Origin of the sequence: Yersinia ruckeri ATCC 29473 (genome assembly GCF_000754815.1) — a bacterium.
Taxonomy (GTDB): Bacteria; Pseudomonadota; Gammaproteobacteria; order Enterobacterales; family Enterobacteriaceae; genus Yersinia; species Yersinia ruckeri.
On sequence record NZ_KN150747.1, the window covers coordinates 2782399 to 2807501 of the forward strand.

A 25103-nucleotide genomic window follows, 5' to 3' on the forward strand; every position below is an offset into this window, starting at 1 on the left:
TCATCCTTTTTTAGTGAGCTGGACGCCATGCGCCGCTTTCAATACCTGCAACCAAATTGTTTACCGCTTCGCGAATAGCAAGATCCAATACTTTACCGGTTAAGGTTGAATCGTAGCTGGCCGTGCCGCCAAAGCCGATAACTTCACGATTCGACAAAGCATACTCACCTGCACCCTGTGAGGAATAAACCACTTCGGAGGTCTGCACATTTACTACATTCAGCGCCACTTTCGCATAGGCAATTTGCTCTTTACCGCGCCCCAGAATACCGAAGAGCTGCCGATCGCCGACTTCTTTACGACCAAACTCAGTTACATCGCCGATAATAACGTAGTCCGCACCTTTCAAGGTTTGTGCTTGTTTCTTGATGCCAGCTTCTTGTTTCAATTCCGACAGGTTACTGCGATCCAGTACGTTAAAGCGGCCAGTTTGCTGCAAATGTGTAATCAATACCGTTTTAGATTGACTACCTAAACGATCGACACCATCAGAGAATGCCCCGTTCATATAGCTAGAGCGGTTTTCAAATTTACCGATCGATATTGGGCTACGTTGTCCTTGATAAGGCTTACTGTAAGCATCTACTTTTGCCACATCGAGTGAGCGAGAGGATTCCGTGGCACAGCCATTCAATAATGCGAAAGACACTAATACCGTGCCTAATAATACCTTCTTGTTCATAATCCATTTATCCATTGTGATTATTTTTCAGTAACAATAGGAAATACACACCCTAATATTATGCCAATTTGACTTATGTCCGATATTAGTGCTTCGCCTCAGCCTTATGACAAAAACGGCAAAATATAATATCCATATGGGTATTATCTATTAGCGTAGATAAGTGATTTGCGTAACAAAATAAACGAACACGTCTATTGTCGAAAATAAAAAACCGGCGATATCATAGCATGATAAATTACTTACACTAAGTCATAATATTATTGTGTTGACTGAAAAATAACCAAAAAAAGGATAAATACCCGGCGACAGTGTTATCGTTGATATTATTTAGCAAATAAAGATCCAGGTTATTAATTTAATCAAGTAGCTACAAATTTAATAATTTCAATTGCATTATATTAGCCTTCTATTTAAATAATTGAGGGATAGCTGAAGACAGGGAATGGAGAAGCTCCCATACCCTGTTTTGATTGTCAAAGCGATAATGCCCACCATCGCTGTATCGACGGGCGCTACCATTGATTGGAGACATAACATAGGCTATTGTCAGAAGAAATGTTGTACGTCCATTTTACCTTGGCACTTTCATTATGCTTTGCAATCATTCTGAGAAAAACACTTTCGCCAACAAACGCCCCCCCTCATCGCCATCCACTCTCCGGCATGCAACCACGGGTCATATATTGTACTAAATTATGCAGATATAATATTTTAATAGAATTTGCGCTGGTTATATAAAATCTTCCGGCGTAAAATGTTTGTTAATTATTAGCAGTATCGTCGTACACAAATAAGGCTCTGTTATAACAATGTCATCCGCATGGATCGCTTTAAAAACCATTTATTGGGTTGGTATGGTCATATCAATACTGATTACCTTTTTCGCCAGTGTTGATCCTTCCTGGAAAATCCGTATTTTTGCCGCTCTGCTGATCGGTCTCACCTGGCCGATGAGTTTACCTGTGGTTTTGTTATTTCTGTTGTTTTAACCGCTCTTTCTTTGCCGATTTTGCTTTTTATCCCCGCCTATCATGCGGCGCTTGCCGTGATTGTCGAACCGCCACTCAGGCCTGCATATGGCATTAAAGGGTAAGGGAATAAACGACACCTAATGCAGAAGACCATCCCGGTCATTCACATAAAAACGGGGCTCACAGGCTCAGATCATACTGATGTGACACAGAGATATCATTCAAGGTATTGCTATTGGAGATCATGATTTATAAAAACTCCGCATTTCAGATATAAAAAACTACACCTCTAAATGTCAGGTTATCACTCCAGCTGGAATGCCGTTCACCAGTGAGGTTTAGCCTTTTTGCAAAAAATAATATTTTATATCAATCAATCTTTATTTTTATGATATTTCATCAGACCTTCCGTATTATAAATGAGTATAAAAATAAAACATCCCCCTTGGCATACTATAGGTTTCTATAGTCACTTGAAATTAAATTTATTTAACATTAAAAATACATGACCGATAAATACCGGTGTTTACTCCGGTATTTATCGGTTATTCACATACCTATTGACACGCTGGAACTGCCGCAGTATTCGTATTAGCAACCGCATTTATATTTGCAAAGGCGGCTGCATTATTAGAGGCTTGAAAACAATAATTATCATTGCCTTGCACTGTATAAAAACACGATACAGCGTTTGCGGGGATAGTTATATTTGCCAATCCATTAATTGAGAAGACTGTCGCAGTTGCGGCTCGGGTTGCCGTACTGTTCGGATTTTTACGGAATGTAATACCGGTATCGGGTCGCACAACATTGATAGCGGCATGATTGGTACAATTAGCACTAAACGGCAGGTCTACGGCAAGTGCCGGAGCGGACTGAGCTACGAAAGCACCCAGAATCATACCTGCAATCAAACAGCGAGAAATACGATTTTTTTTCACTAGGTCTATCTCCTGAATATCCATAGCTTCTTGAAAGCGGAAGCCGATTAGAAAAGGGGATGCAACCACGCAATCCTGCATAAGTAACTGAAAAAATATAATTTTACCTATGTTCTCTTGCCACTTGAAACGGGAATTAGCCTCCTGCCGAGATAAGCTGCAGTTAATTTATAGTACACATTCATTAATAATGCTTACCAATCATTAACAATAATTACACTGCATTGGCTACTTTCTGGCGATGTTAAGGCGAAATCCAGAAAAAAAAGTGATTTATCATAAGATTATCTTTATTTTTCTGCCTCTAAGCTCTCTTAAGCCATACCCCATCTGGAAATATCTTTAAATATTTCACCCTAAATTACGTTGATATATAAGGATATTATTTTTTCGCTACTTTTCCCAGGATCATATCCGTTTAGCAAAAAATGGCGGTGTCATGTACCGGGTCCGGGAGTGTCCTCTTTTTTTTGCTGCTGGCATGAAGCAACGCTTCCCTAGGACAACTGATCCTTACCTGAACTATCAAAATAGCATCTCACGTCACTCACTAAAAAAACATCTGCATCGGGTTTGGTATGATTTAACTCAGATAAAATACCTATGCAGCAGAATAGTTTTTAATAAAATTAACACGATAAGAGATGTTGTCTGTGTTGCGAACCTCCCAGAACGTTGATATATAAATTTCCAACTAAATTGTTTCAACCGTGATTAATTAAAACATTACAAAGATTAAAACTTTTATTTTTATTTACATGGAAAAAGTCAAGAAGAAAAACTTACTTATCTTGATAGTAATCAATAAGCGTTAGCAATACTAACAAAATAAAAAAACAATAATTTCTACATAAATATTTTTTATTTTCAATGAAATCAAAACACATACAGGAAAAACAACAAAACCATAATGTCAATAATTTTAATCAGTAACCACCTTCATACAACATAATTGATAAAATTTAATGAACAATTATCTCATTGAATATATGAGCATTATCTATTTAAATCCCTCAATTTAATTTTAAAAAATATATTTATTTCAGCATAAAATAACATCAGGCGTAATTATCAAAGCCAAAAAAATATATTTGCACAATACAAAACATTGGCAATAATTAGTTCGTTCTGGAACGTAACACCGTAGTCAATTGGCTCCAAATATATCGATCCCGTAGCTCATTCATACTGAAAGGAAATAAACTTATGTCTTCCTATTCCATTTCTGTGTTAAATGCCAGCGGTGCTCCCGCAAATGTTGCCATCTATCAAACTTACCCTAACCTCATCGCAGGCTTACCTCTGGTATGGTTACTGCAAACGGTGAACAATGGAAATACCAACACCTACAATTGGTCAATCGATTGGGCTCTGAACTGGGGGACAACAGAACAGCCCTTGGCTCCAGGCGTTAAATGGAGTTCCGGTGGGCCGATGCAAAGCATGAACCCTACAGCCTCTAGCGGAAACAACTCGATGGGGGTTACTTACACCAGCGGTCAGTTCCAAACAAAACCGCTGGCATTCAGCAATCCGGACGTACCTAGCGGCAGCATGCTAGTCACAACCGATTCAACGTTTACCGTGTCACAATCACAGGCGATGAGCCTTGCTGTTTACATGAATTCTTTACCTGCGTTTGCGATGCAAGGTAAACCCAATGGGAATTTCTTGTTTGATACACACCCAACCTATTGGATTTGTACCACCGATTCAAAACAGGGCGTCGCTGTATCGGGAACATTTGTCAGTAGTCCTACCCAGTTCGCCTTCGCGGATGGTGTCACTTCGTTGAATTTCAAGCTAAATGAAACTTTGCAATTTGTTCCAATCTAATATTGCGGCCTTTTTAGGAAGCAAATAGAACATCTTGTTCACTACCCTGGTTTAAGAAAACCAATCTGTAGTCAATGACAGATTGGTTTTTCGAAAACTGATATTGAGAGCTAAATACTTCTCTTTAGTCAAAATTAAGTGAAAATAGACTTCATTATCTTAACCCTCTCATTATCCGGCTGTTCTTGCTAATCATACTGACTTTTATGAAGGAAAAGCTGATCGTGACTTATTCCGTAAACGTAACCAATAAAAGTGGCGCGCCGCAAAATGTGGCGATATTCCTGACTGATGCTTCAAACAACAGCGGATTTTCACTTGTTTGGTCATTGAAAACGATCAATGACGGGGGCAATTACTCATTTAACTGGGATCAAACTGCTTTTGGCTTAGGTTGGGGAAGCAGCTCTCGACCGATTGATGTCAGTGTTCAATTCACCGCAGGACAAGCGCCAACTGCTGTTTTTCCGAACACCGTAGGTGGATACAACGTACTCCCCATTCTATACAAGAATAATGCCTTTCTTTCGGGGACTCCTTATGTAAACAGCAACCTTTCCAATAAATTAGAAATCACGACAGACACCAGTTTTACTGTTTCAAATTCATTAACAATGAGTGTTGCATTATATATGGGAGCATCACCGACTTTGGCAATCCAAGGTGCGCCAAATACCTACTATTATTTCGATGTTCCGCAAATTTCATACTATCTAACGGTAACTGACCTCGCGCAAGGAGCTGCACTGCCAAAACCGAATACACAGACATCTGATAACCTTGTTATACAGTTAACAGCGAGCATGAGCTCACCGACCAAGATTACATTTGAGCCAGGGGATACCAATCTTGAATATATTTTGAGCGACACTTTGACTTTCAATAAAATCTGATTTAAATGACCAAATTGCCCGCCGCTGTTCAGCGGTTAAAATGCCATTGCTTCGTAGCCGATCTGATTCTTCATTCGATTAGCTGTAAATCCTAGCATTAGGATAAATTAGCTTATCCCAACGGTTATCACCGCTTACTTGCTGGCAGATGCCACTAACACAGTATCATCGGATTTATTCTGTTATTGGTTCTGTTTGTCATTGTGAATGACGCCCTCAAATAACTATTAATATTGTAACGTGGATTAATCGCTACTCAATTTGACTGTCAGCTAAGAGCGGGCACAACCAACCAACAAGCTTCGCGCATCACTAAGTTGCATTACGCGACAATTTGTTGCTCACCACTTAGGCCATAAAAAGCTTGTCGAATGTCTCAGGGCGTGAAGCGGCCGTAATCCTATTCCCTCGCTATTTTCAGTAAGTCGTCGACCTTATCACTGTTTAATTTTGTTCTTTCCCTATTTTCTTCGGTTAAGAACCGGAAACTCAATTTAACGTCCGCTCCTGCACAAGGCCGCCAGTTACCCAACGGCCTCGGGCAGTTATGAGCGAGGAGCCGGCGTTTTACTTGGCATGGAAGTGTCGACATGACCTGGTGCGATTCAATCATTGCGGACATCGCAGTGTCCGTTAGAAAAACTTTAAGCAGATCCTAAATTTTATTGTTTGCAACCTGCGGTCAAATTCATCAAATTAAGCGCGTACTCCCCTTCAACTCTTCATTATGGAAGATAGACATGATGCATAAAACCCTTTCCTGTGCGCTGCTGCTCGTCGCGTCAGGTTCCACGTTTGCCACGCCTCAAACGGAAAAAAAACTCAGTGGAATTGTTGATAACGTTGTTATTCCTTTGATGAAAGAACAGGCCATTCCCGGCATGGCGGTGGCGGTGATCTATCAGGGCCAACCTTACTACTTTACCTGGGGAATGGCTGATGTCGCAGGCAAACAGCCTGTTACGCAGCAGACGTTATTCGAGCTCGGCTCCGTGAGTAAAACCTTCACCGGCGTGCTGGGTGGCGATGCCATTGCTCGTGGGGAAATTAAACTTAGTGATCCAGTGAGTAAATACTGGCCAGCGCTTTCCGGGAAACAATGGGAAGGGATTAGTTTGCTGAATTTGGCAACCTATACCGCTGGTGGCTTGCCGCTCCAGGTACCGGATAACATTACTGATGAGACGTCATTGCAGAATTACTATGAAACCTGGCAGCCACAGTGGGCTCCGGGCACCAAGCGTTTTTATTCAAACGCCAGTATTGGGATGTTTGGCAAACTGGCGGTTAAACCTTCAGGCATGAGCTTTGAGCAGGCGATGAACAAACGCGTGTTCCAGCCATTGAATCTCACGCATACTTGGATACATGTTCCTGAACGTGAAGAAAAACACTATGCGTGGGGCTATCGCGATGGGAAAGCCGTTCATGTTTCTCCGGGGATGCTGGACGCTGAAGCCTACGGCGTGAAATCCTCAATAAAGGATATGGCAAGCTGGGTGCGGGCTAACATGACGCCTTCTGAAGTAAAAGATGCCTCGCTGCAAAAGGGGATTTTGCTTGCCCAGTCGCGGTACTTGCAAGTGGGTGACATGTATCAGGGGTTGGGCTGGGAAATGCTGAACTGGCCGATGAAAGCAACAATCGCGGTCGGCGGTAGCGATAATAAAGTCGCACTCGCGCCGCTAAGTGCGGTAGAAATTAACCCGCCAGCGCCAGCATTAAATAGCTCGTGGGTACATAAAACTGGCTCAACCGGCGGATTTGGAAGCTACGTGGCTTTCATTCCCGAGAAGAATCTCGGCATCGTGATGCTGGCGAACAAAAGTTATCCTAACCCTGCGCGTGTCGAAGCAGCTTACCGCATCCTTGAAGCTTTACAGTAAATAGCATGGCCCGCTTCAGCGGGCCTTTTCAAATGCTGGGATACTAATCTATGGGTGGTAAAACTCTTGGGCACGGTTGTTGGTAACAAATGCGCTTGTCTCTTCGAATACCCTATATATGCTGACAGGGCAAGATCATCTGAATGCTACCCGCACGCCCTCACCAAAAGTTAAACGGGAGCGGCTCGACTATGCAGCCTTTTGCAAGATTTATGAGGCTGCCGGCCAACAACAGAACTGGGTTCAACTCAGCCTGGCGCTGGCGCTGATTACCGGTCAGCGCCGTGATGATGTGCGGCAATTAAAAAGAAGCGACGTGCATGATGGTAAGCTTTGGATAGTCCAAAGTAAAACCAAGATGCAGATAGCGATATCGCTATCACTGCGGTTGGAAATAATGAATACCTCCGTCGGTGAGGTTATAGAACAATGCCTGAATAACAATAAGAGCGAATATCTCATTTGCTCGTCCAGTAGAAAATCAGGCCGAGAGCCCGGTGCATTAAATGCGGACTCGCTCACCAAAGCATTTGTTAAAGCATTAAAAGCAACCGATCTGGTTTATGAAATCTCCCCGCCCAGCTTTCACGAGATCCGTAGCCTGGCATCGAGACTTTATGAGACTGAGTACGGTAAGGAGTTTGCACAGAAATTGCTCGGTCACAAGTCGATGAAAATGACTAATGTATACCTGGATTCACGTAAAAATGAGTGGGTAGAAATTTAGGCCGAGTATAGGATTTCGGGGGAATTTCGGGGAATTTCGGAATTAACTAAAAATAACCATATAAAACAATAAGTTAAAAAAAGACCGAATACGAATCCTATATTCGGTCCAGGGAAATGGCTCTTGGGATAGAGCCGTGCGCTAAAAGTTGGCATTTCATGCAGGCTTATTAAGCCGTACCACTTAAGCGTAGTAGACGACCCACATTTTACCAATTTTCAACGTAACAACTTAATAATCACTACGAAAAACTAATGAATTTTTAGCAAATTTATGAATAGTTATATGATTCTTCCGTTGTTCTCACGCTGACTATCATCTCTAGCGCTATTTGGCGCATAAAGTCAAAGCACGCCGCTGGAATGGCAAAAGGCTCATTTTCTGACCCGGATTTTCTTTATTTTCAAGTATCAACGGATCCAAAGATGAGGCCAGAACCTTACCAGCTCTCACCTGCTCAGCCGCCGTATCATTTAATGGATATTGCGCCAACGTGCTTGGGTTAATAACAAATAACGCCTGACCTGAGCGGCATTCTAACATCACCTCTTCTCGAGTGAATGCCCACTGTTTACCAAACTCAAATTTACTGACAGTGATAATCTTTGCCGACGCCGACGCGTTGGCGGCAAGCAATAAAAGAGACAGTGTTAACGCAAAACCCTTCATTTTAACTATTCCTGAATTAGTTGATTAGCCTGATTCTCTCGGACCTATACCTATAAATGCAAGCTGGCTTAATCGTTTAAGTCATATAGTCGGTTTATACTGGTACCAACGTAGCAAATATGCTGACCAGTAGGAGAACCACCGCTCCCAATACCATTTCCAGCCAGGCATTCATTACTAACCAATAATGCGATTTTTCCGGTATTACACGAATAGCCGGTACAACTCGATAACGATTAATTACTGCAATAATGATCATCAAAGCAACCACGACGATTTTGCACCACAGTAAACGCTGATAATTGGAGGTAAAATCATCCGGCCAACCACCCAACATAATGACGCTATTAATCACGCCAGTCACGACCACCAGCACCACAGCCAGGTGCCCCCAGCTTGAGAAACTAATCAACGTTTCGATAGCAGCTGGCTTATGCTGACGAGAGCGGGTATATGGCAAACAAAATAGTAGCGGTAACAAACTGCCAAACCAGTAACCCGCACTAAGTAGGTGCAGGATCTGATTGGATTGATGTATCCAGCCGATGATACCGTCATGCATTGCCGCGTGGCCGATAAAAGCCAAACTGGCGAGTAACAACGCTGAACAGACAACCATCGATGGGGAAAACCAATTTTTTTCCCAGAAAAGCAATAGCAGAACACTGAGAAGAGAAAGCGCCATGTGCCATTGCCAAATTTGGCCAAAAGCGGTGCCAAGCACCAATATCCAGGTGGAGAACTGATAAGTATCTGCCCAGCCATCCCCCATAGTTCCGGCCTGAATCGCCAATAACCCTATGGCAGACATTGCTCCCACCAAGGTGCTGAAAATCAGTAAGGGTTTTAAGCGCTTCCCCAAGATGAGTGAGAACTTGCTGGGTGCTAATATAGCAGTGAATATACTGATGCCAAACATCAACATCACCGCCATAAAATGCACAAAGCGACACAGGATAAATAAGGTCGCCAAAGACATATTATTTTACGGTAAAGCTATAATTGCCTTTGGTTTTGTGGCCGTCAACGGAAACCACATGCCAAGAAACATGGTATTTCCCCGCGGCTAGCGCGCTATCCAATGGTAAAATCAATTGGGTGTTATTTACCGGATCCAGTGTTAGCGCTCCGGTTTTCACCGCGTTATTATCCGGCCCTGTCACTTTTACTCCGCTAAAACCCAGTTCAATTCCTTCGGAGAAATTCAGCGTCAAAGCTTCTGGCGCAGAATTTATTGTGGTATCGGCCGCCGGCGTTTCAACTTTTAAATGAGCATGAGCCAAAGCCTGTTGGCTAGAAAGGCCAACAAATAAAACAACCAGTGCAGAAAGCATCCGGCAGGATGTACGTACTTTGTTGATTAACATAAAGTCCCTTAAATAAATATGGGGTAATAAAACCGTCTATTGCCAACTTTACCCTATATTGGCAACGTTAACCCCCATCACGTCCAGTTGGATGTACTACCTGTGAGATACCACACAAAATAAACTCCTCACATCAGATAAGCGGTCAAAATATCATCAAAAAATAACGAGAAATGACCCCCTTCTCCTATGTTAGTGATAAATAATAACGAGTTAAGGGTATTAAGTCGAGTTAACCAAGTGAGATTAATCAGCAGGATGCGTTCAGTTAACTGGTGTAGCTGAAGCGCACGGGTAACGATAGAACCGATAAAATAAAAACGTGGGAATCTGAAAAAAGCGAAAAAACCGCAGTTTCTGCCAAGAACAGCGTCACTGCGGTTGATATTGATAACTGAAGATTATCAGCCTTGCGGATGAGCCTGTGTACTGGCTGCCATGTTCTTCAGATCTTTATCAATGAAGAACAAAGCATTGCCGCTATTGCCAACCAGAGCCAATTTATCCAGTACAGATTTGAACAGTTTCTCTTCTTCATGCTGTTCAGAAACATACCATTGCAGGAAGTTGAAAGTGGAATAATCCTGCGTGGTCATGGCTACGTGCGCCAGTTCGTTAATTTTAGTGGTAATCAGTTGTTCGTGCTCATAGGTCAATTTAAACACGTCGGCCAGAGAACCAAATTCTACCGGCGGTGCACTGATGGTGCCAAGGATCGGCATTGAGCCTGTACCGCTCAGATATTCAAATAGGCGCTGCATATGTTGCATCTCTTCCTGAGAATGCTCTTTCAGAAACGCTGCCGCACCTTCGAAGCCTTTATCGCTGCACCATGCACTCATTTGCAGGTAAAGATTGGCAGAGTAAAACTCCAGATTTAGCTGCTCATTAAGTTTTTGAGCCATTTCTTTTTTCAACATAACTAATCCCTAATTTTTATAATGCAGGTTGGCAAAGAATTATTCCATGTATTATGCCAACATAAGAACAAAATAAAAACACCCTATTCACATTTAAAATTTTGATAATAAAAATAAATAACAACCAACTGATTTATATATGTAAATTCTTTCATTCTTGAAAAATGATCCATCATTTATATTTTACACAGAAATTAATCCTCATTCTGGTTAATAATAAAAGGAATCATTCTTATTGTTAATTTGGCGGAAAATAAATGTGAATCATTCGTGTTTATTGTTTTATTTTCTCTTCTTGAGATCAGACGCTCACGCTCACTGCACGCCACAGTACTTGCCATTGTTGCCACTCTGCATTACCTTCAGCGCTGACTTATCGTAGCGTGGTAAAAGGAGAAAATAATGGGATACAATTTGGCTGAGCGCTCTCAAGAGGAGATGGATAAAATCAACGTTGATTTGGCTGCATCCAGTGTCGCGTTCAAAGAACGCTACAATATGCCAGTGATCCCCGAGCTGGTTGCCCGTGAACAACCCGAGCACCTACGAGACTACTTTTTACAGCGTCTGAACCACTATCGCAGTGAGTCGGCTAAATTATCCCGTTTGCCTTATGAACCTAAGGTAAAATAAAGCAGAAATTCGCTTTATTATTTTTCACGGCCTATAGGCTCAAGGCAATCAGGATTCGGTTATGGCAACAATAACTCCGCATCCTAGTGAGGACGTGCAGAAATAAAGGTGTATCCGGCGCTTTAATCAGCGAATTTGTCCATCGTTAACATTAACTGATGCAGAATTCCCGGTTCATCAAACGAGTGCCCGGCACCTTCTACAATGTGTAATTCGGCTTCCGGCCAGCGTTGAGCCAGATCCCAAGCATTCTGAACCTGACAGGCCATATCATAACGCCCATGTACAATCACTGCTGGAATATGGCGAATCTGTACGACGTCATCCAGTAATTGCGTGTCATGTTTCAGAAACCCCAGATGGGTAAAGTAGTGATTTTCTATACGAGCAAAAGCCAGTGCAAAATCATCTTCACCAAAGGATGCTGAATTTTTCGTCGGTAACAGGGTCACTGTTTCACCTTCCCACAGGCTCCATATCTTCGCGGCTTCCAACTGTACAGCACGATCCGGTGAAGTCAGGCGTTTACGGTAGGCGGCGATCACATCGTGGCGCTCTTCTTCTGACAGAATAGACAGCATAGATTGCCATTTATCTGGGAAGAAACGGGAGGTGCCATCCTGATAGTACCAAAGCAGTTCTTCTTTACGCAGCGTGAAGATTCCCCGCAGTACCATTTCAGAAACCCGATCAGAATGGGTTTGAGCGTAGGCCAGTGCCAATGTAGAGCCCCAAGAACCGCCGAACACTAGCCATTTATCAACATCTGCCATTTCACGCAAGCGTTCAATATCAGCCACCAGATGCCAGGTGGTATTGTTGTCCAGACTGGCATGTGGCGTGGAGCGACCGCAACCACGCTGGTCAAACAACAGCACTTTATATTTTGTCGGATCAAATAACTGGCGATGGTATGGCGCAATGCCGCCACCGGGGCCGCCGTGAAGAAATACCGCAGGTTTCCCATTCGGGTTACCGCACAATTCCCAATAGAGTCTATGCCCGTCGCCGGTGTCCAACCAACCACTGTTGTATGGCTCATAAGCCGGATAGAGTCCCCGTAATTGTCCCATCGCATTTTACCTATTCGGTTGTTGGCCATAGCCTTATAAAAGCCTATGCCAGGCTCAGGGTCAACGATTAAGCCGGACAAATATCTCTGATTAATCATTTAAATAATCGTTTTTCGATCCTTCTCGCGCAATTTTTGAAAATATGCTGACTTTATCATCAATCGGAAGCGCCCTTTTTTCATAATCCGACTTTCCAGCGGTTTCAGTTGGAAATGCCCGGAAACCGGTTGTTCATGCCGATCAGGGGAAGTTTTATTTAAATAATTACCATAATTAACAGTATGTTAATCTTTTCATTCCTTTATCTCCTTGCAACTCTTGGCTATTGAGGCCTTAATGGTGATGCATACCAACCTAACCACAGGTCATAGAGAGGCAAGCCATGAGTAAGGGAATGGACAGCAAAAAGAACGCGAAGAAAAAACCACTGAAAACTCCGGCCGAGAAAAAGGCAGAGAAACGCGCGAAGAAATCCTCTTCGTCTAGCGCAGAGTAACGGTTTTTTACTTGGTTACATTAACCCGCTCAGGCGGGTTAATGAGAAGGTCACCCACCCTGTGAGCCATAAGCTGACAGGGTTTTCTTTTGCCGGGCATCATACAAAACCTGACGCTGATCGGTATCGATCTCTTGACGAGCATTCATTGCATACTCATTGCCAGAGAAAGTACCTCAATCCATTATTACGCCAGAAGTTCTCCCAAATTCAACCCACCCAGTTTTTTGCCCGCTGACAACCTCACATTATCGTGATGAAGTCCTTGTACCACCGAAGCAGAGTGATTGTCAGCCTAACAGCGGTCATTGGCAGGGACAACGCTGTCTATTATGATGCTTGGCAAACTGAGCCAACATCCGGAGTAAAAATGAATTTTCGTGTGATTGATACTGAGACCTGCGGGTTGGATGGCGGTATCGTCGAAATTGCATCACTGGATTTTATTGATGGAGAAATCACTAATCCGATGAGCGACCTGGTTAGCCCAGATCGACCAATTAGCATTGAAGCCATGGCTATTCACCATATTACCGAAGAAATGGTCGAGGGAAAGCCACGCATTGCCGTAGCCGTTGGCAAATATCAGGGCAGTCCGTATTACGTTGCACACAACGCTCCGTTTGATCGCGGTGTGTTGCCAGAAATGGGTGGTGAGTGGATTTGCACTTACAAACTGGCGCGGGCGCTGTATCCAGATATTAAATACAGTAACCAGTATTTGCGCTATGCATTGCGTCTGGATGTTACGCCGCCGGCAGATTTGTACCCTCACCGCGCACTTTATGATTGCTATATCACCGCGGCATTATTCCAGCGGATTATGCGTGATTCTGGCTGGAGCGCGGAGAAAATGGTCGAACTGACTCAAGCCCCATTGTTGTTAAGAACGTTAGAATTTGGCAAATATCGTGGGAAAAATATTGAACAGATAGCCCGACAGGATCCGGACTATCTGCGCTGGATGTTGAAATCGGTGAAAGATCTGACGCCAGATATGCGCCATACCTTGACGCATTATCTGGAATCCTGAATTTTTCAGACCAGGTCGAGGATAAAAGCATATTCCAACGCAATATCTTCGTAGGCTTTGAAGCGCCCCGATTTGCCGCCGTGCCCCGCATCCATATCGGTATACAGCAGCAATTGGTTATCATCGGTTTTCATTTCACGCAGTTTGGCAACCCATTTAGCGGGTTCCCAATATTGTACTTGTGAGTCGTGTAAACCGGTGGTGACCAATAAATGCGGGTAGTCCTGCGCCCGAACCTGATCATAAGGACTGTACTGCTTGATATAGTCGTAGTAGGCCTTATCATTCGGATTGCCCCACTCTTCGTATTCACCAGTGGTCAAGGGGATCGACTCATCCAGCATGGTGGTAACCACATCCACAAACGGGACTTGTGCTACCACGCCGGTATACAATTCTGGAGCCTGGTTGATCACCGCCCCCATCAGTAAACCGCCAGCACTGCCGCCCATCGCAAATACCCGCTTGGCATCGCCATAACCCTGTTCAACCAATGACTTGGTTACATCAATAAAATCATTGAAAGTATTTAGTTTATTGAGCAGTTTACCGTTTTCATACCACTGCTGCCCCAGCTCACCGCCGCCGCGAATATGCGCCAATGCAAAGACGAAACCGCGATCCAACAAACTCAGGCGGCTGCCGCTGAATGTAGGATCCATGCTGCTACCGTAGGAACCGTATGCGTAGACCATTAACGGATTGCTACCCGGTTTAAAAAGTTCCCGATGATAAACCACCGAAACTGGCACTTTTACACCATCTGAAGCGGTAACCCAGAGGCGTTCGCTGCGATAATTTTCTGGGATGAAATTTTTGACTTCCTGCTGTTTCAGCAACACGCGCTCGCCAGTGTCCATATTGACTTCAAAAAGCGAGGTTGGCGTCGTCATCGAAGAATAGCCATAACGCAGTAGCGCGGTGTCAGGTTCCGGATTGTAGGCCAGCCAAGTCACGTAGGTTGGATCGTCGAAAGCGATAGTTTTTTCTTCACCACAATGCCAATGGATCTGCCGCAAATGGGTCAAACCCTGGCTGCGTTCCTCCACCACTAACCAATCACGGAATAGGCTAAAATCTTCCAGCATGACTTCGGTGCGCGGTGCAATAAGCATCTGCCACTGTGATTCATCGGCTTGCTCGCTTTGATAAAGACCGAAGTTTTTACCGTCTTTATTCGAGCGAATATAGAAATGTTGCTGATAGTGATCCAGTCCGTATTCATGATCCTGACGTCGTGGCATAAACATCTGCGGCACCGCTTCAGGATTATCGGCATCCAGTAGCAGTATTTCCGATGTGGTGGTGCTGCTCAGGTGAATAAGGATAAAGCGTTCCGACGTTGTTTTTTCCAGCCCAACGTAAAAAGTGTCGTCCTGCTCCTGATAAATCAGTTCATCCTGCTGTGGACTGCTGCCTACCCGATGGCGATACACTTGGTATGGTAATAGCGTTTTCTCGTGTTTGCGCACGTAATACAACGTCTTTGAATTATTTGCCCACTCAAAATTACCTGATGTATTACTGATAACCTCATCATGCCAGTGACCATCGCAGAGCTGCTTTATCCGAATATCATATTGGCGACGTGACAAGAAATCTTCGGCCACCGCGAGCAACTGGTTATCAGGGCTAACGTCCACGCCACCCAAAGTGTAAAAATCATAGCCTTCGGCACGCTGATTACCGTCAAGTAAGGTTTCCCATTCATCTTGCACCTGTTGCGGCTGACGAACATAAATGGCGTATTCGTTACCAGGCTCATAGCGAGTCTGGTAGCGATAACCGTTTCTGACATAGGGAACCGATGCTTCCTGCTGCGGAATTCGGGCAACCATCTCTTCATACAAACTTTCCCGTAATCCTTGCTGAGGAGCCAATACTGCATCGGTATAAGCATTTTCCGCAGTCAGATAGCTTAATACGTCGGGATTGGTTCGCTCATCATCGCGTAGCCAGTAATAATCATCCACACGGGTATCACCGTGTGTTGTTATAGAATATGGGTGTTTGGTTGCTTTTGGCGCTGTGATCATGGGTGAGTTGTCCGCATCAATTTATTATGATCAGAGTGACACGATTACTGACTGCTGCCAAGCGCAGTTGATAGTTTTTCATATCATTAAAACAACCAATAACCAAATGATTAATAAGGATTATAGCGAATAACAGACTGAAAAATGCAGATAAGGTAGCAGTGAGGAATATCGCAAAGAAAGGGACAATCGTTAGCGGGAAATAATCAGTGCAGAACGCCATCGGTCTGACGCTCTGCACTATCAGCCAAAATAGAACCTATTGGGTAGATTCTATCGTGACTACTGCCCGGCGATACGCCGTTGCATTACTGCGGCTGGCTGTAGCTGATAGTGCCTTCAACGCAGTTCAGCATGACGTCATAATTTTTGCTGGCTTTGGTGCCACGTACCGTTAAAGGCACTTCCCAGATATCATCCTTACCCATGATATCATCTGGGCTAACCCACACGACCGGTGCGTCAGTACCTAATATCTTCTTGTCATTATCCCAGCGTACAATACGGTTTTGCAGAAAGTCACGTTTAACCTGAGCGGCAACCTGCGCAGAATTTAAGCCCACGCAAGCCGGTAGTTTTGCCATCCGTTGCTGCGGCTCCTGAGTTTGTGCCGATACGGACATACTGCCAAGCATGACAACCATTGCAGACAAGGTGAATAGCGTTTTTTTCATTGCTCCTCCAATCGTTATTATGTCTATTCGGCGGAAGCAGCAAGGATCGGGGGGTAGGTTACAGAGAGAATTCCATTACAGAACTAACACTGTGTAAATTCGATCGCGTAAAACTGCTCCAGGCCCGGATAGATCTCCTTTATGACTTTCTTCAATTCTTCCAGCGACATATTTTCCTGCTGCGCATGGCGTTCTGTCAGAGCATCCAACGTCACTGGCGTTACGGACTTAACGACGATATTGCAGAAAAATACGCCATCTTCGTTGCGACATACCCGTAAAATTTCACCAGGCTTAAAATCGGATTCACTGCTATCGCGAAGAGTAATTGTTTTGCGATTAGCCAGAATATCCGCTTCAAAACGGCTGAAGAAAGTCATTTCACGATTCATTCTAGATCCTTTTTTCCCATTCTGCCGGGAGCTTAACCCATTAAGCTGCTTGAGTTTGTTCAGTATTCTGATTTTTCTCGGCGGTTTCTGCTTTTTCCACCTTGTTTTTTACCCGTGGCTCGGTTGAAACCGTCGGATTGACTCCGCGCAAAATCTGCCCCAAAGCATCTTTATGCTCAGCCAGATAGAAGCTTAGGGCTTCGCGCTGTTCTTCTTCCATCGACAGAGGAGACTGTGCTAGCCATTCAGCCAAATTGTCGGCCAAATCCAACATCTTGTCGTATGCATCGGCTTCTTTTTTGGTTGTGAACGTCATTTTTTCCTCACCCTGTCGTACCACTACGAATTTTATTTCAACGGCCATTTATCAGCATCCTTTTCACTGTGTTTGTATACAGTATAAAGTGATTTGACGGGATGATGCAACCGACATCATCCCGTGAAGCTATTTTTGCCGTTTTAGCGCAAGACATTCAGCCTTTCACTTCATCCGTTTATCACTTCATCCGTTTATTACTACTTCAGCAAACGCGCCTTGCAGTTTTTGCCTTTGATTTTACCCTGCTGCAACTGCTGAATAGCGCGTTTGGCGCTGGCTTTACGGATCGCTACGTAGGCATGTACCGGGAACATATCAATTTTCCCGACGTCGGCAGCAGTTAAGCCCGCATCACCGGTTAACGCACCGAGGATGTCCCCTGGACGAATTTTGGCTTTTCGGCCACCATCAATACAGAGCGTTACCATTTCCGGCTCCAATATCGCATTGGTGCTGCGGCTCACCTGCTCTGCCGGTGTCCATTTCACTTTGATTTGCAGGTAATCTTCGATGGCATGAGCACGGCCCATTTCTGATGGCGTACACAGGCTAACGGCCAGACCGCTCATTCCCGCACGGCCAGTTCGGCCAATACGGTGAACATGCACTTCTGGATCGAAAGCCAGCTCGAAGTTGACCACCAGTTCCAAATCTTTGATGTCCAAACCGCGCGCAGCAACATCGGTCGCCACCAACACCCGGCAACTACGGTTGGAAAAGCGCACCAGAACCTGATCCCGATCTCGCTGTTCCAAATCACCGTGCAACGCTAACACGCTGATACCTCGGGATTCCAACGTATCATAAACGCTTTGACAATCTTTTTTGGTATTACAGAACACCACGCAGGACGCTGGCTGATAATGGCTAAGAACAGAAATTAACAGCGGCAGACGTTTTTCGCGTGTAGTTTCGAAAAATACCTGCTGAATGGCGGGATCTTCCCCTTCACTTTCCACTTCCACATTCAGCGGTTCGCGCTGAACCTTGGCACTGATTCGCTCAATGCCGGCCGGATAAGTGGCGGAGAACAATAAAGTTTGACGCTGCGGTGGCGTATAGCTGATGACGTCGTTGATGGCATCAGTAAAGCCCATATCCAGCATACGGTCAGCTTCATCCAATACCAACACTTTCAAATCGTCCAGCACCAACGTGCGTTTACGCAGATGTTCCTGAATACGCCCCGGCGTTCCTACGACAATGTGGGGTGCATGAACCAATGAATCCAGCTGGTGGCCCATCGGCTGGCCACCACACAAGGTGAGGATTTTGATATTTTGGGTGAAACGAGCCAGACGACGCAGTTCTTTGCTGACTTGGTCGGCCAATTCGCGAGTCGGACACAGCACCAAAGCCTGGGTGACAAATTCGCCCACGGCGATTTTATCCAACAGACCAATGCCGAATGCAGCCGTTTTACCACTGCCGGTTTTGGCTTTTGCCCGAACATCCTGCCCCTTGAGGATCGCCGGTAATGCGGCGGCCTGTACTGGAGTCATTTCGGTATAACCAAGTTCATTAAGGTTTGACAACTGCTCTGCAGGCAGCGCTAGGGAAGAAAAGGACGTTGTGCTCACGGCGGTAACTCTTATATAGCGGAATGGATTGAAAGCGGTGACCTGAAGGCCAAGGCAATATTTGTCGCAATAATAGCAGAGATACCATTTTTTCTTGAGTTAAAGCGTAAAAAAGCGCGGGAAAACCTGAGTTGTCACCCGATCCTTCACCACACACCCGTATTTCCTCATATTATGCGGCACCTTATTCTCCTTTTTCTGCTGATGATTATGTCGATTTTATCTACAAATAAACCGCTATTTTAGTAGAATAACTGCCTACGCAATCGTTTTCGTATATACTGCGGCGGTTTTTATCATAAGACTTCCTCTTGCTGATGTAGGTACCGAATTATGTTGATCATTGGAACCGCCTTGCGCCCTGGCGCAACCCGCGTAATGCTGCTTGGATCGGGTGAACTGGGCAAAGAAGTGGCGATTGAATGCCAGCGCCTCGGGCTGGAAGTGATCGCAGTAGATCGCTACGCTGATGCACCAGCCATGCACGTTGCCCACCGTAGCCATGTGATCAATATGCTGGATGGTGCAGCTCTCCGGCAGGTGGTCGAGAAGGAAAAACCTCACTATATCGTGCCAGAAATTGAAGCTATCGCCACTGATATGCTGGTAGAACTGGAGAGAATGGGTCAGAAAGTGGTGCCTTGTGCTGAAGCCACCCGTCTGACCATGAATCGTGAAGGTATCCGCCGTCTGGCGGCCGAAACGCTCAAATTACCGACTTCCCATTACCGCTTTGCCGATAGCGAAGACTCTTTCCATGCCGCCATAACCGAAATCGGTTACCCGTGTATTGTTAAGCCGGTAATGAGCTCCTCCGGCAAAGGACAGAGTCTGATCCGCGCTGAAGAACAACAGCAAAGCGCCTGGGATTATGCTCAACAAGGTGGACGCGCTGGTGGGGGGCGAGTGATCGTTGAAGAGGTGGTCAATTTCGACTTTGAAATAACTCTGCTAACCATTAGTGCCGTTGACGGTATTCATTTTTGTGCACCAATCGGTCATCGTCAGGAAGATGGCGATTACCGTGAATCTTGGCAGCCACAGCAGATGAGCGCGCTGGCATTACAGCGGGCACAGGCGATTGGCACCAAAGTGGTGCAAGCATTGGGCGGCTACGGTCTGTTCGGCGTCGAGTTGTTTGTCTGCGGTGATGAGGTGATTTTCAGTGAGGTCTCACCACGCCCACACGACACCGGCATGGTTACGCTGATTTCCCAGAATCTGTCGGAGTTTGCTCTGCATGTCCGCGCATTCCTCGGTATGCCGATTGGCGCTATTCGCCAGTATGCCCCCGCAGCCTCAGCGGTGATCTTGCCAGAACTGACCAGCCAGAATGTGGCTTATCAGGGTGTGGAAAAAGCGCTAATCGGTGATGTGGATATTCGCCTGTTTGGTAAACCGGAAATTAACGGGAAACGTCGGATGGGCGTAGCGCTGGCGGTTGCCGATACCGTTGAGCAAGCGGTAGCAGTAGCAAAACGTGCAGCCGGTGAAATTAACGTAATTAATCAGTGAGTTGATTCTATTGACGTGAATCATTGGTGAAAGAAAATGGAAGGCTTCGGCAAAGGCGCCGAAACCTTCTGGATCGTTAGCCTTCGTAGTCATCTTCATAGTCGTCAGCGTCTTTTTCATCGTCACGACGATATTCTGGATCATGATGTTCTTCGAAGTCTTCATCATCAAAGATCGGCATAGCCTGAGGATCATTTTGATGACGTTCGCGAATTTCTGCCGCGACCAAGCCAATGGCTTCACCACTACTCATGCCTTCGGACATAAGTTGGTGAATACGTTCAACCGCTTCTTGCTGTTCTTGGTGAGAAAGTGAAGGCATTCCCGCTAGCATTAATTATCTCCTACGAATTAGCCGAACAGTATACCCGTTTCTTTATCCCAGCAGGGAATTCCCTGCCGAAGCGCGCAACTGCCAAAGCCCGCAGAATTTGTGATAATCTTGCGGGTAGAATCTTTCTCTCGATATTATTTCACGAGTTGTCATGCTGTCAGCCCAAAAAAATACTCATGCCATCTGTGCCAAATCGCCGTTTTGTAAAAGCTTGCCTTATCAGCCTGATGCTTTATTGCAGTATTTTGCCCCGTTTTCCGCCATGCCGTGGGCGATGCTGCTGCACTCCGGTTTTGCCGAACATTCCCACAATCGCTTCGATATTCTGGTTGCCGAACCACGCATTAAGTTAATCACCCACGGCCAGCAAACCGAAATCAGTAGCGAGCACGACACGCAATATTCCTCCGCCGATCCCTTTGCTTTACTACAGCAACAACTGGATTTGTTGGGGCTAAATTGCCCACCCAATAAAAACCTGCCGTTTTTGGGGGGTGCATTAGGGCTATTTGGTTACGATCTTGGCCGCCGTATCGAAGTGTTACCCGAATTAGCGCAGCAGGATATTCATCTGCCGGATATGGCCATCGGTTTATATGATTGGGCATTGATTGCTGATCATCATTTACAGCAACTGACTTTGATTTGTCACGGCGACATAGAGCAACGTTATCAATGGTTGATACAACAACAATATCCATGCGATAGGATGCCATTCCACTTGCAAGGCCCATGGCAGGCCAATATGAACCGAAAAGAATACGGCGAGAAATTCCGCCAGATTCAAGATTATCTTCGCAGCGGTGACTGCTATCAGATTAATCTAGCTCAGAGATTCAGCGCTAAATATCAAGGCGATGAATGGCAGGCCTTTCTAACGCTTAGCGCCAGTAATTGTGCGCCTTTTTCTGCTTTTATTCGTTTGCCGGATCACTGTGTTATCAGCGTGTCTCCCGAACGCTTTGTTTGGCTGGAAAATCAGCAAATTCAGACGCGTCCTATCAAAGGGACACTCCCGCGCCTGCCCGATACCGCCGCCGATGCCCAGCAGGCGGCACGCTTGGCGTCATCGCCGAAGGATCGCGCTGAGAATCTGATGATTGTAGATTTACTGCGCAACGATATCGGTCGGGTAGCTAAACCGGGCAGCGTGCGGGTGCCGGAGCTGTTTGTGGTGGAAGCTTTCCCTGCAGTGCATCATCTGGTCAGTACCATTACCGCCACTTTGCCAGACTATTGTCCGCCTACTGAGCTGCTTCGCGCCTGTTTTCCCGGTGGTTCTATTACCGGTGCGCCCAAAATCCGCGCAATGCAAATTATTGAGCAACTGGAGCCTCATCGCCGCAATGCCTATTGCGGAAACATTGGCTATATTAGTTGCTGTGGCACTATGGATACCAACATTACTATCCGTACCTTGTTGACGGAGAAGGGTAATATTTACTGTTGGGCTGGAGGAGGTATAGTGGCAGACAGCCAGGAGCAGGCGGAGTATCAGGAAACTTTCGATAAAATTGCTCGTATTTTGCCGCTGCTAAGGGAGAACGACCTGCCGTGAGCGGTTTAACTCTAAATGAATTTATCAGCCGTTTCCAGCTGCAACTGCCGCAACCGGGGAGTGTATCAACCAGCGCTCACCGTGCAGCGGTGCTAGTGCCGATTATTTGTCGCCCAGAACCGACCCTGCTACTCACCCGCCGTTCGGTACATTTGCGCAAACATGCCGGACAAGTGGCGTTCCCCGGTGGTAAAGCCGATCGGGAAGATCGTTCGCTGATTGAAACAGCGCTGCGAGAAGCCCAGGAAGAAGTGGCGATTCCCTCCGCATCCGTGCGGGTGCTCGGCCAACTTGGCACCCTGGACAGCTCGACGGGATTTCAGGTTACTCCGGTCGTTGGACTCATTCCGGCTGACGTGCCCTTCCTCGCCAATCAAGATGAAGTGGCTGGATTGTTCGAGATGCCACTTTATGAAGCCTTAAACCTATCACGCTATTATCCGCTGGATATCCACCGTGGCGATACCCAGCATCGAATCTATCTTTCCTGGTACGAAAGCCAGTTTGTCTGGGGATTGACCGCCGCCATCATTCGCCGCCTGGCGCAGCAAGTCGGCATCTCATCCCCCCACATCTCGTGATAGCAACCACACCATCACGAGGTAACCTTCTTATTTACAACATAAATCGCTTCTCAACCTGCTGATTCTCCTATTTCTACTCTATGCTCACTGTGTCGCAGTTTTTAAAAAAACTGTAAACATGCCTGTCAGCGTTATGAAATACCTGTAAAATAGCCCACTTCACTATAAACCACTAATATATTGGGGTTAATAACCAGTGAAAGAAGTCACTTATGTTGTTCATTAACATAGTGGCCATTGCAGTATCCAAACGATACCGCTAACACCAGTAAAGACAAAAAAAACCAAGGCTTGCGATTACTTTTTTTCATGCGAATAAGGTCACTAAAATCGACGAGTCCACCTACAATACCGATATTCCTGTTGCGCATTTTTTATGCGCGACGACCATGAAATATCGGCTTTAAACACAATGCCTTTTTAAGGAGTTCTAGCGTGATTAGCGTTTTCGACATGTTTAAGATCGGCATCGGCCCGTCCAGCTCTCATACGGTTGGACCGATGAAAGCCGGCAAACAGTTTGTAGACGACCTGGTAACCCAGGGACTAATGCCCTCGATCACGCGTGTAGCCGTGGATGTATACGGTTCACTGTCATTAACCGGTAAGGGTCACCATACTGATATCGCTATCATTATGGGTTTAGCGGGAAATATGCCTGATACCGTTGATATCGATAGCATTCCCGGTTTTATTCGCGATGTTGAGCAACGAGAAAAACTGATGCTGGCCAATGGCTTGCATCAAGTTGATTTCCCACGTGAGGGTGGCATGGTTTTCCGTAGTGATAATCTGTCACTGCACGAAAATGGTATGCAGATTCATGCCTTTGCCGGCGATGAAAAAGTGTACAGTAAAACCTACTACTCTATCGGCGGCGGTTTTATTGTTGACGAAGAGCATTTTGGTAAGGCGGCGGTTAATGAGATTAGCGTACCTTATCCGTTTCATTCTGCTGAAGACATTCTGACTCACTGCCGCACTACCGGGATGTCTATCTCCGGTATGGTCATGCAGAATGAGTTGGCGATGCACAGTCAAGAAGAGATCGAATCCTATTTCACCGCTATCTGGGACACGATGCGCGCCTGTATCGACCGTGGCCTGAATACGGAAGGGATTCTGCCTGGCCCACTGCGGGTACCGCGCCGCGCTTCTGCACTGCGTCGTCTGCTGGTATCTTCGGACAAGCTGTCAAGCGACCCCATGAATGTGATTGACTGGGTGAATATGTTCGCTCTGGCCGTCAACGAAGAAAATGCGGCTGGCGGACGTGTCGTGACCGCACCAACCAATGGAGCCTGTGGTATTGTTCCGGCAGTGCTGGCTTATTACGATCACTTTATCGAACCCGTTACCCCGGAAATTTTTATTCGTTACTTCCTGGCCTCCGGTGCCGTCGGCATTCTATACAAAATGAATGCGTCGATTTCCGGTGCCGAAGTGGGTTGTCAGGGTGAAGTCGGCGTAGCCTGTTCGATGGCAGCAGCCGGTTTAGCCGAATTGTTGGGTGCCAGCCCAATTCAGGTCTGTATCGCCGCTGAGATTGGCATGGAACATAACCTCGGACTCACCTGTGATCCCGTTGCCGGTCAGGTACAAGTGCCTTGTATCGAACGGAATGCGATTGCCTCTGTGAAGGCGATTAACTCCGCACGTATGGCAATGCGCCGCAGCAGCGAACCACGAGTGTCTCTCGACAAGGTTATCGAAACCATGTTTGAAACCGGTAAAGATATGAACGCCAAATATCGTGAAACCTCTCGTGGTGGTTTGGCGATTAAAGTGCAATGTAACTAACAGATCTCCCAGCCCGACTATCGGGATGAAGATGAACGAAAGAACGGGAGCCATTGGCTCCCGTTCTCAGATTGATGACAAAGTGCTCGCCGCGATGAAACCAGCCAGATCGTCAAGACACCGTGAATACCGCCTTGTAGGCTCGTTCCGCACCATCCCTGGCGCGGAGACTTGACGCTTC

At 45.7% G+C, this 25103-nt stretch carries 24 protein-coding genes; 11 read left to right on the forward strand and 13 right to left on the reverse strand.

From position 1 onward, the window contains the following. Window positions 1-10 precede the first annotated feature (10 nt). Window positions 11-682: a CsgG/HfaB family protein gene (locus tag DJ39_RS12395; protein ID WP_038251427.1), complete on the reverse strand. Its 672-nt coding sequence runs from the start codon at window positions 680-682 to the stop codon at window positions 11-13. Between the two features lie 812 nt (window positions 683-1494). On the opposite strand from DJ39_RS12395, the gene DJ39_RS12400 reads away from it, so the two are divergent. Next, window positions 1495-1674, forward strand: a complete 180-nt coding sequence (locus DJ39_RS12400) for a GhoT/OrtT family toxin (RefSeq protein ID WP_038251429.1) — start codon at window positions 1495-1497, stop codon at window positions 1672-1674. A 539-nt stretch (window positions 1675-2213) separates the two neighbouring features. On the opposite strand, the gene DJ39_RS12405 is transcribed toward DJ39_RS12400, so the two are convergent. Next, window positions 2214-2597, reverse strand: coding sequence for a hypothetical protein (locus DJ39_RS12405; RefSeq protein WP_038251760.1), 384 nt, complete (start codon window positions 2595-2597; stop codon window positions 2214-2216). Between the two features lie 1206 nt (window positions 2598-3803). On the opposite strand from DJ39_RS12405, the gene DJ39_RS12410 reads away from it, so the two are divergent. From DJ39_RS12410 to DJ39_RS12425, 4 genes are all read left to right on the forward strand, one after another. After that, window positions 3804-4433: a hypothetical protein gene (locus tag DJ39_RS12410; RefSeq protein ID WP_004721714.1), complete on the forward strand. Its 630-nt coding sequence runs from the start codon at window positions 3804-3806 to the stop codon at window positions 4431-4433. Between the two features lie 206 nt (window positions 4434-4639). Continuing rightward, entirely contained in the window at window positions 4640-5326 is a 687-nt protein-coding gene (locus DJ39_RS12415) for a hypothetical protein (RefSeq protein WP_004721715.1), read from the forward strand. 740 nt (window positions 5327-6066) lie between these two features. Further along, window positions 6067-7212, forward strand: coding sequence for a YRC family class C beta-lactamase (gene blaYRC, locus DJ39_RS12420; RefSeq protein ID WP_004721718.1), 1146 nt, complete (start codon window positions 6067-6069; stop codon window positions 7210-7212). A gap of 118 nt (window positions 7213-7330) precedes the next feature. Beyond that, a complete protein-coding gene (locus DJ39_RS12425; RefSeq protein ID WP_004721720.1) occupies window positions 7331-7939 on the forward strand; it encodes a tyrosine-type recombinase/integrase in 609 nt (202 codons plus the stop codon). 327 nt (window positions 7940-8266) lie between these two features. On the opposite strand, the gene DJ39_RS12430 is transcribed toward DJ39_RS12425, so the two are convergent. The 4 genes from DJ39_RS12430 to ftnA all read right to left on the reverse strand — a co-directional run bounded on the left by DJ39_RS12430 (window position 8267) and on the right by ftnA (window position 10895). Beyond that, complete coding sequence (locus tag DJ39_RS12430; RefSeq protein WP_004721721.1) at window positions 8267-8608, reverse strand: YebY family protein; 342 nt, start codon at window positions 8606-8608, stop codon at window positions 8267-8269. Window positions 8609-8702: 94 nt separating this feature from the next. After that, window positions 8703-9587: a copper homeostasis membrane protein CopD gene (gene copD / locus DJ39_RS12435; RefSeq protein WP_004721723.1), complete on the reverse strand. Its 885-nt coding sequence runs from the start codon at window positions 9585-9587 to the stop codon at window positions 8703-8705. A gap of 1 nt (window position 9588) precedes the next feature. Further along, window positions 9589-9975 (reverse strand): CopC domain-containing protein YobA, encoded by a 387-nt coding sequence (yobA, locus tag DJ39_RS12440; protein WP_038243346.1) that lies wholly within the window; start codon window positions 9973-9975, stop codon window positions 9589-9591. Between the two features lie 404 nt (window positions 9976-10379). Continuing rightward, entirely contained in the window at window positions 10380-10895 is a 516-nt protein-coding gene (ftnA, locus tag DJ39_RS12445; RefSeq protein ID WP_004721727.1) for a non-heme ferritin, read from the reverse strand. Between the two features lie 402 nt (window positions 10896-11297). Between ftnA and DJ39_RS12450 the strand changes: the two genes are divergently transcribed. Next, window positions 11298-11528 carry a DNA polymerase III subunit theta gene (locus DJ39_RS12450; RefSeq protein ID WP_038243344.1) on the forward strand — a complete coding sequence of 77 codons (231 nt, stop codon included), beginning with the start codon at window positions 11298-11300 and terminating at the stop codon, window positions 11526-11528. 122 nt (window positions 11529-11650) lie between these two features. Here DJ39_RS12450 and pip read toward each other — a convergent pair whose 3' ends face one another. Next, entirely contained in the window at window positions 11651-12601 is a 951-nt protein-coding gene (gene pip / locus DJ39_RS12455) for a prolyl aminopeptidase (protein ID WP_004721733.1), read from the reverse strand. An 866-nt stretch (window positions 12602-13467) separates the two neighbouring features. On the opposite strand from pip, the gene exoX reads away from it, so the two are divergent. Beyond that, entirely contained in the window at window positions 13468-14130 is a 663-nt protein-coding gene (gene exoX, locus DJ39_RS12460; protein ID WP_038243340.1) for an exodeoxyribonuclease X, read from the forward strand. A 5-nt stretch (window positions 14131-14135) separates the two neighbouring features. On the opposite strand, the gene DJ39_RS12465 is transcribed toward exoX, so the two are convergent. The 5 genes from DJ39_RS12465 to dbpA form a co-directional block, all read right to left on the reverse strand. Continuing rightward, window positions 14136-16166, reverse strand: coding sequence for a S9 family peptidase (locus DJ39_RS12465; protein ID WP_004721737.1), 2031 nt, complete (start codon window positions 16164-16166; stop codon window positions 14136-14138). A 308-nt stretch (window positions 16167-16474) separates the two neighbouring features. After that, window positions 16475-16840: a protein YebF gene (yebF, locus tag DJ39_RS12470; RefSeq protein WP_004721741.1), complete on the reverse strand. Its 366-nt coding sequence runs from the start codon at window positions 16838-16840 to the stop codon at window positions 16475-16477. Window positions 16841-16923: 83 nt separating this feature from the next. Beyond that, window positions 16924-17232 carry a N(4)-acetylcytidine aminohydrolase gene (yqfB, locus tag DJ39_RS12475; RefSeq protein WP_004721742.1) on the reverse strand — a complete coding sequence of 103 codons (309 nt, stop codon included), beginning with the start codon at window positions 17230-17232 and terminating at the stop codon, window positions 16924-16926. 40 nt (window positions 17233-17272) lie between these two features. After that, window positions 17273-17596: a YebG family protein gene (locus tag DJ39_RS12480; protein WP_004721744.1), complete on the reverse strand. Its 324-nt coding sequence runs from the start codon at window positions 17594-17596 to the stop codon at window positions 17273-17275. A 152-nt stretch (window positions 17597-17748) separates the two neighbouring features. Continuing rightward, window positions 17749-19131, reverse strand: coding sequence for an ATP-dependent RNA helicase DbpA (dbpA, locus tag DJ39_RS12485; protein ID WP_038243339.1), 1383 nt, complete (start codon window positions 19129-19131; stop codon window positions 17749-17751). 333 nt (window positions 19132-19464) lie between these two features. On the opposite strand from dbpA, the gene purT reads away from it, so the two are divergent. Then, a complete protein-coding gene (gene purT, locus DJ39_RS12490) occupies window positions 19465-20646 on the forward strand; it encodes a formate-dependent phosphoribosylglycinamide formyltransferase (RefSeq protein WP_004721748.1) in 1182 nt (393 codons plus the stop codon). Window positions 20647-20722: 76 nt separating this feature from the next. On the opposite strand, the gene DJ39_RS12495 is transcribed toward purT, so the two are convergent. Continuing rightward, window positions 20723-20980: a YoaH family protein gene (locus DJ39_RS12495; protein WP_038243338.1), complete on the reverse strand. Its 258-nt coding sequence runs from the start codon at window positions 20978-20980 to the stop codon at window positions 20723-20725. 151 nt (window positions 20981-21131) lie between these two features. On the opposite strand from DJ39_RS12495, the gene pabB reads away from it, so the two are divergent. The 3 genes from pabB to sdaA all read left to right on the forward strand — a co-directional run bounded on the left by pabB (window position 21132) and on the right by sdaA (window position 24922). After that, window positions 21132-22538 (forward strand): aminodeoxychorismate synthase component 1, encoded by a 1407-nt coding sequence (gene pabB / locus DJ39_RS12500; RefSeq protein ID WP_004721752.1) that lies wholly within the window; start codon window positions 21132-21134, stop codon window positions 22536-22538. Then, the gene (locus tag DJ39_RS12505; RefSeq protein WP_038243335.1) at window positions 22535-23119 is read left to right on the forward strand and encodes a CoA pyrophosphatase; all 585 of its coding nucleotides are present in this window, start codon (window positions 22535-22537) and stop codon (window positions 23117-23119) included. The genes pabB and DJ39_RS12505 overlap by 4 nt, the downstream gene beginning before the upstream one ends. Window positions 23120-23557: 438 nt before the next feature. Further along, on the forward strand, window positions 23558-24922 hold the full coding sequence (gene sdaA, locus DJ39_RS12510) for an L-serine ammonia-lyase (RefSeq protein WP_038243332.1): 1365 nt from the start codon (window positions 23558-23560) through the stop codon (window positions 24920-24922). Window positions 24923-25103 lie beyond the last annotated feature (181 nt).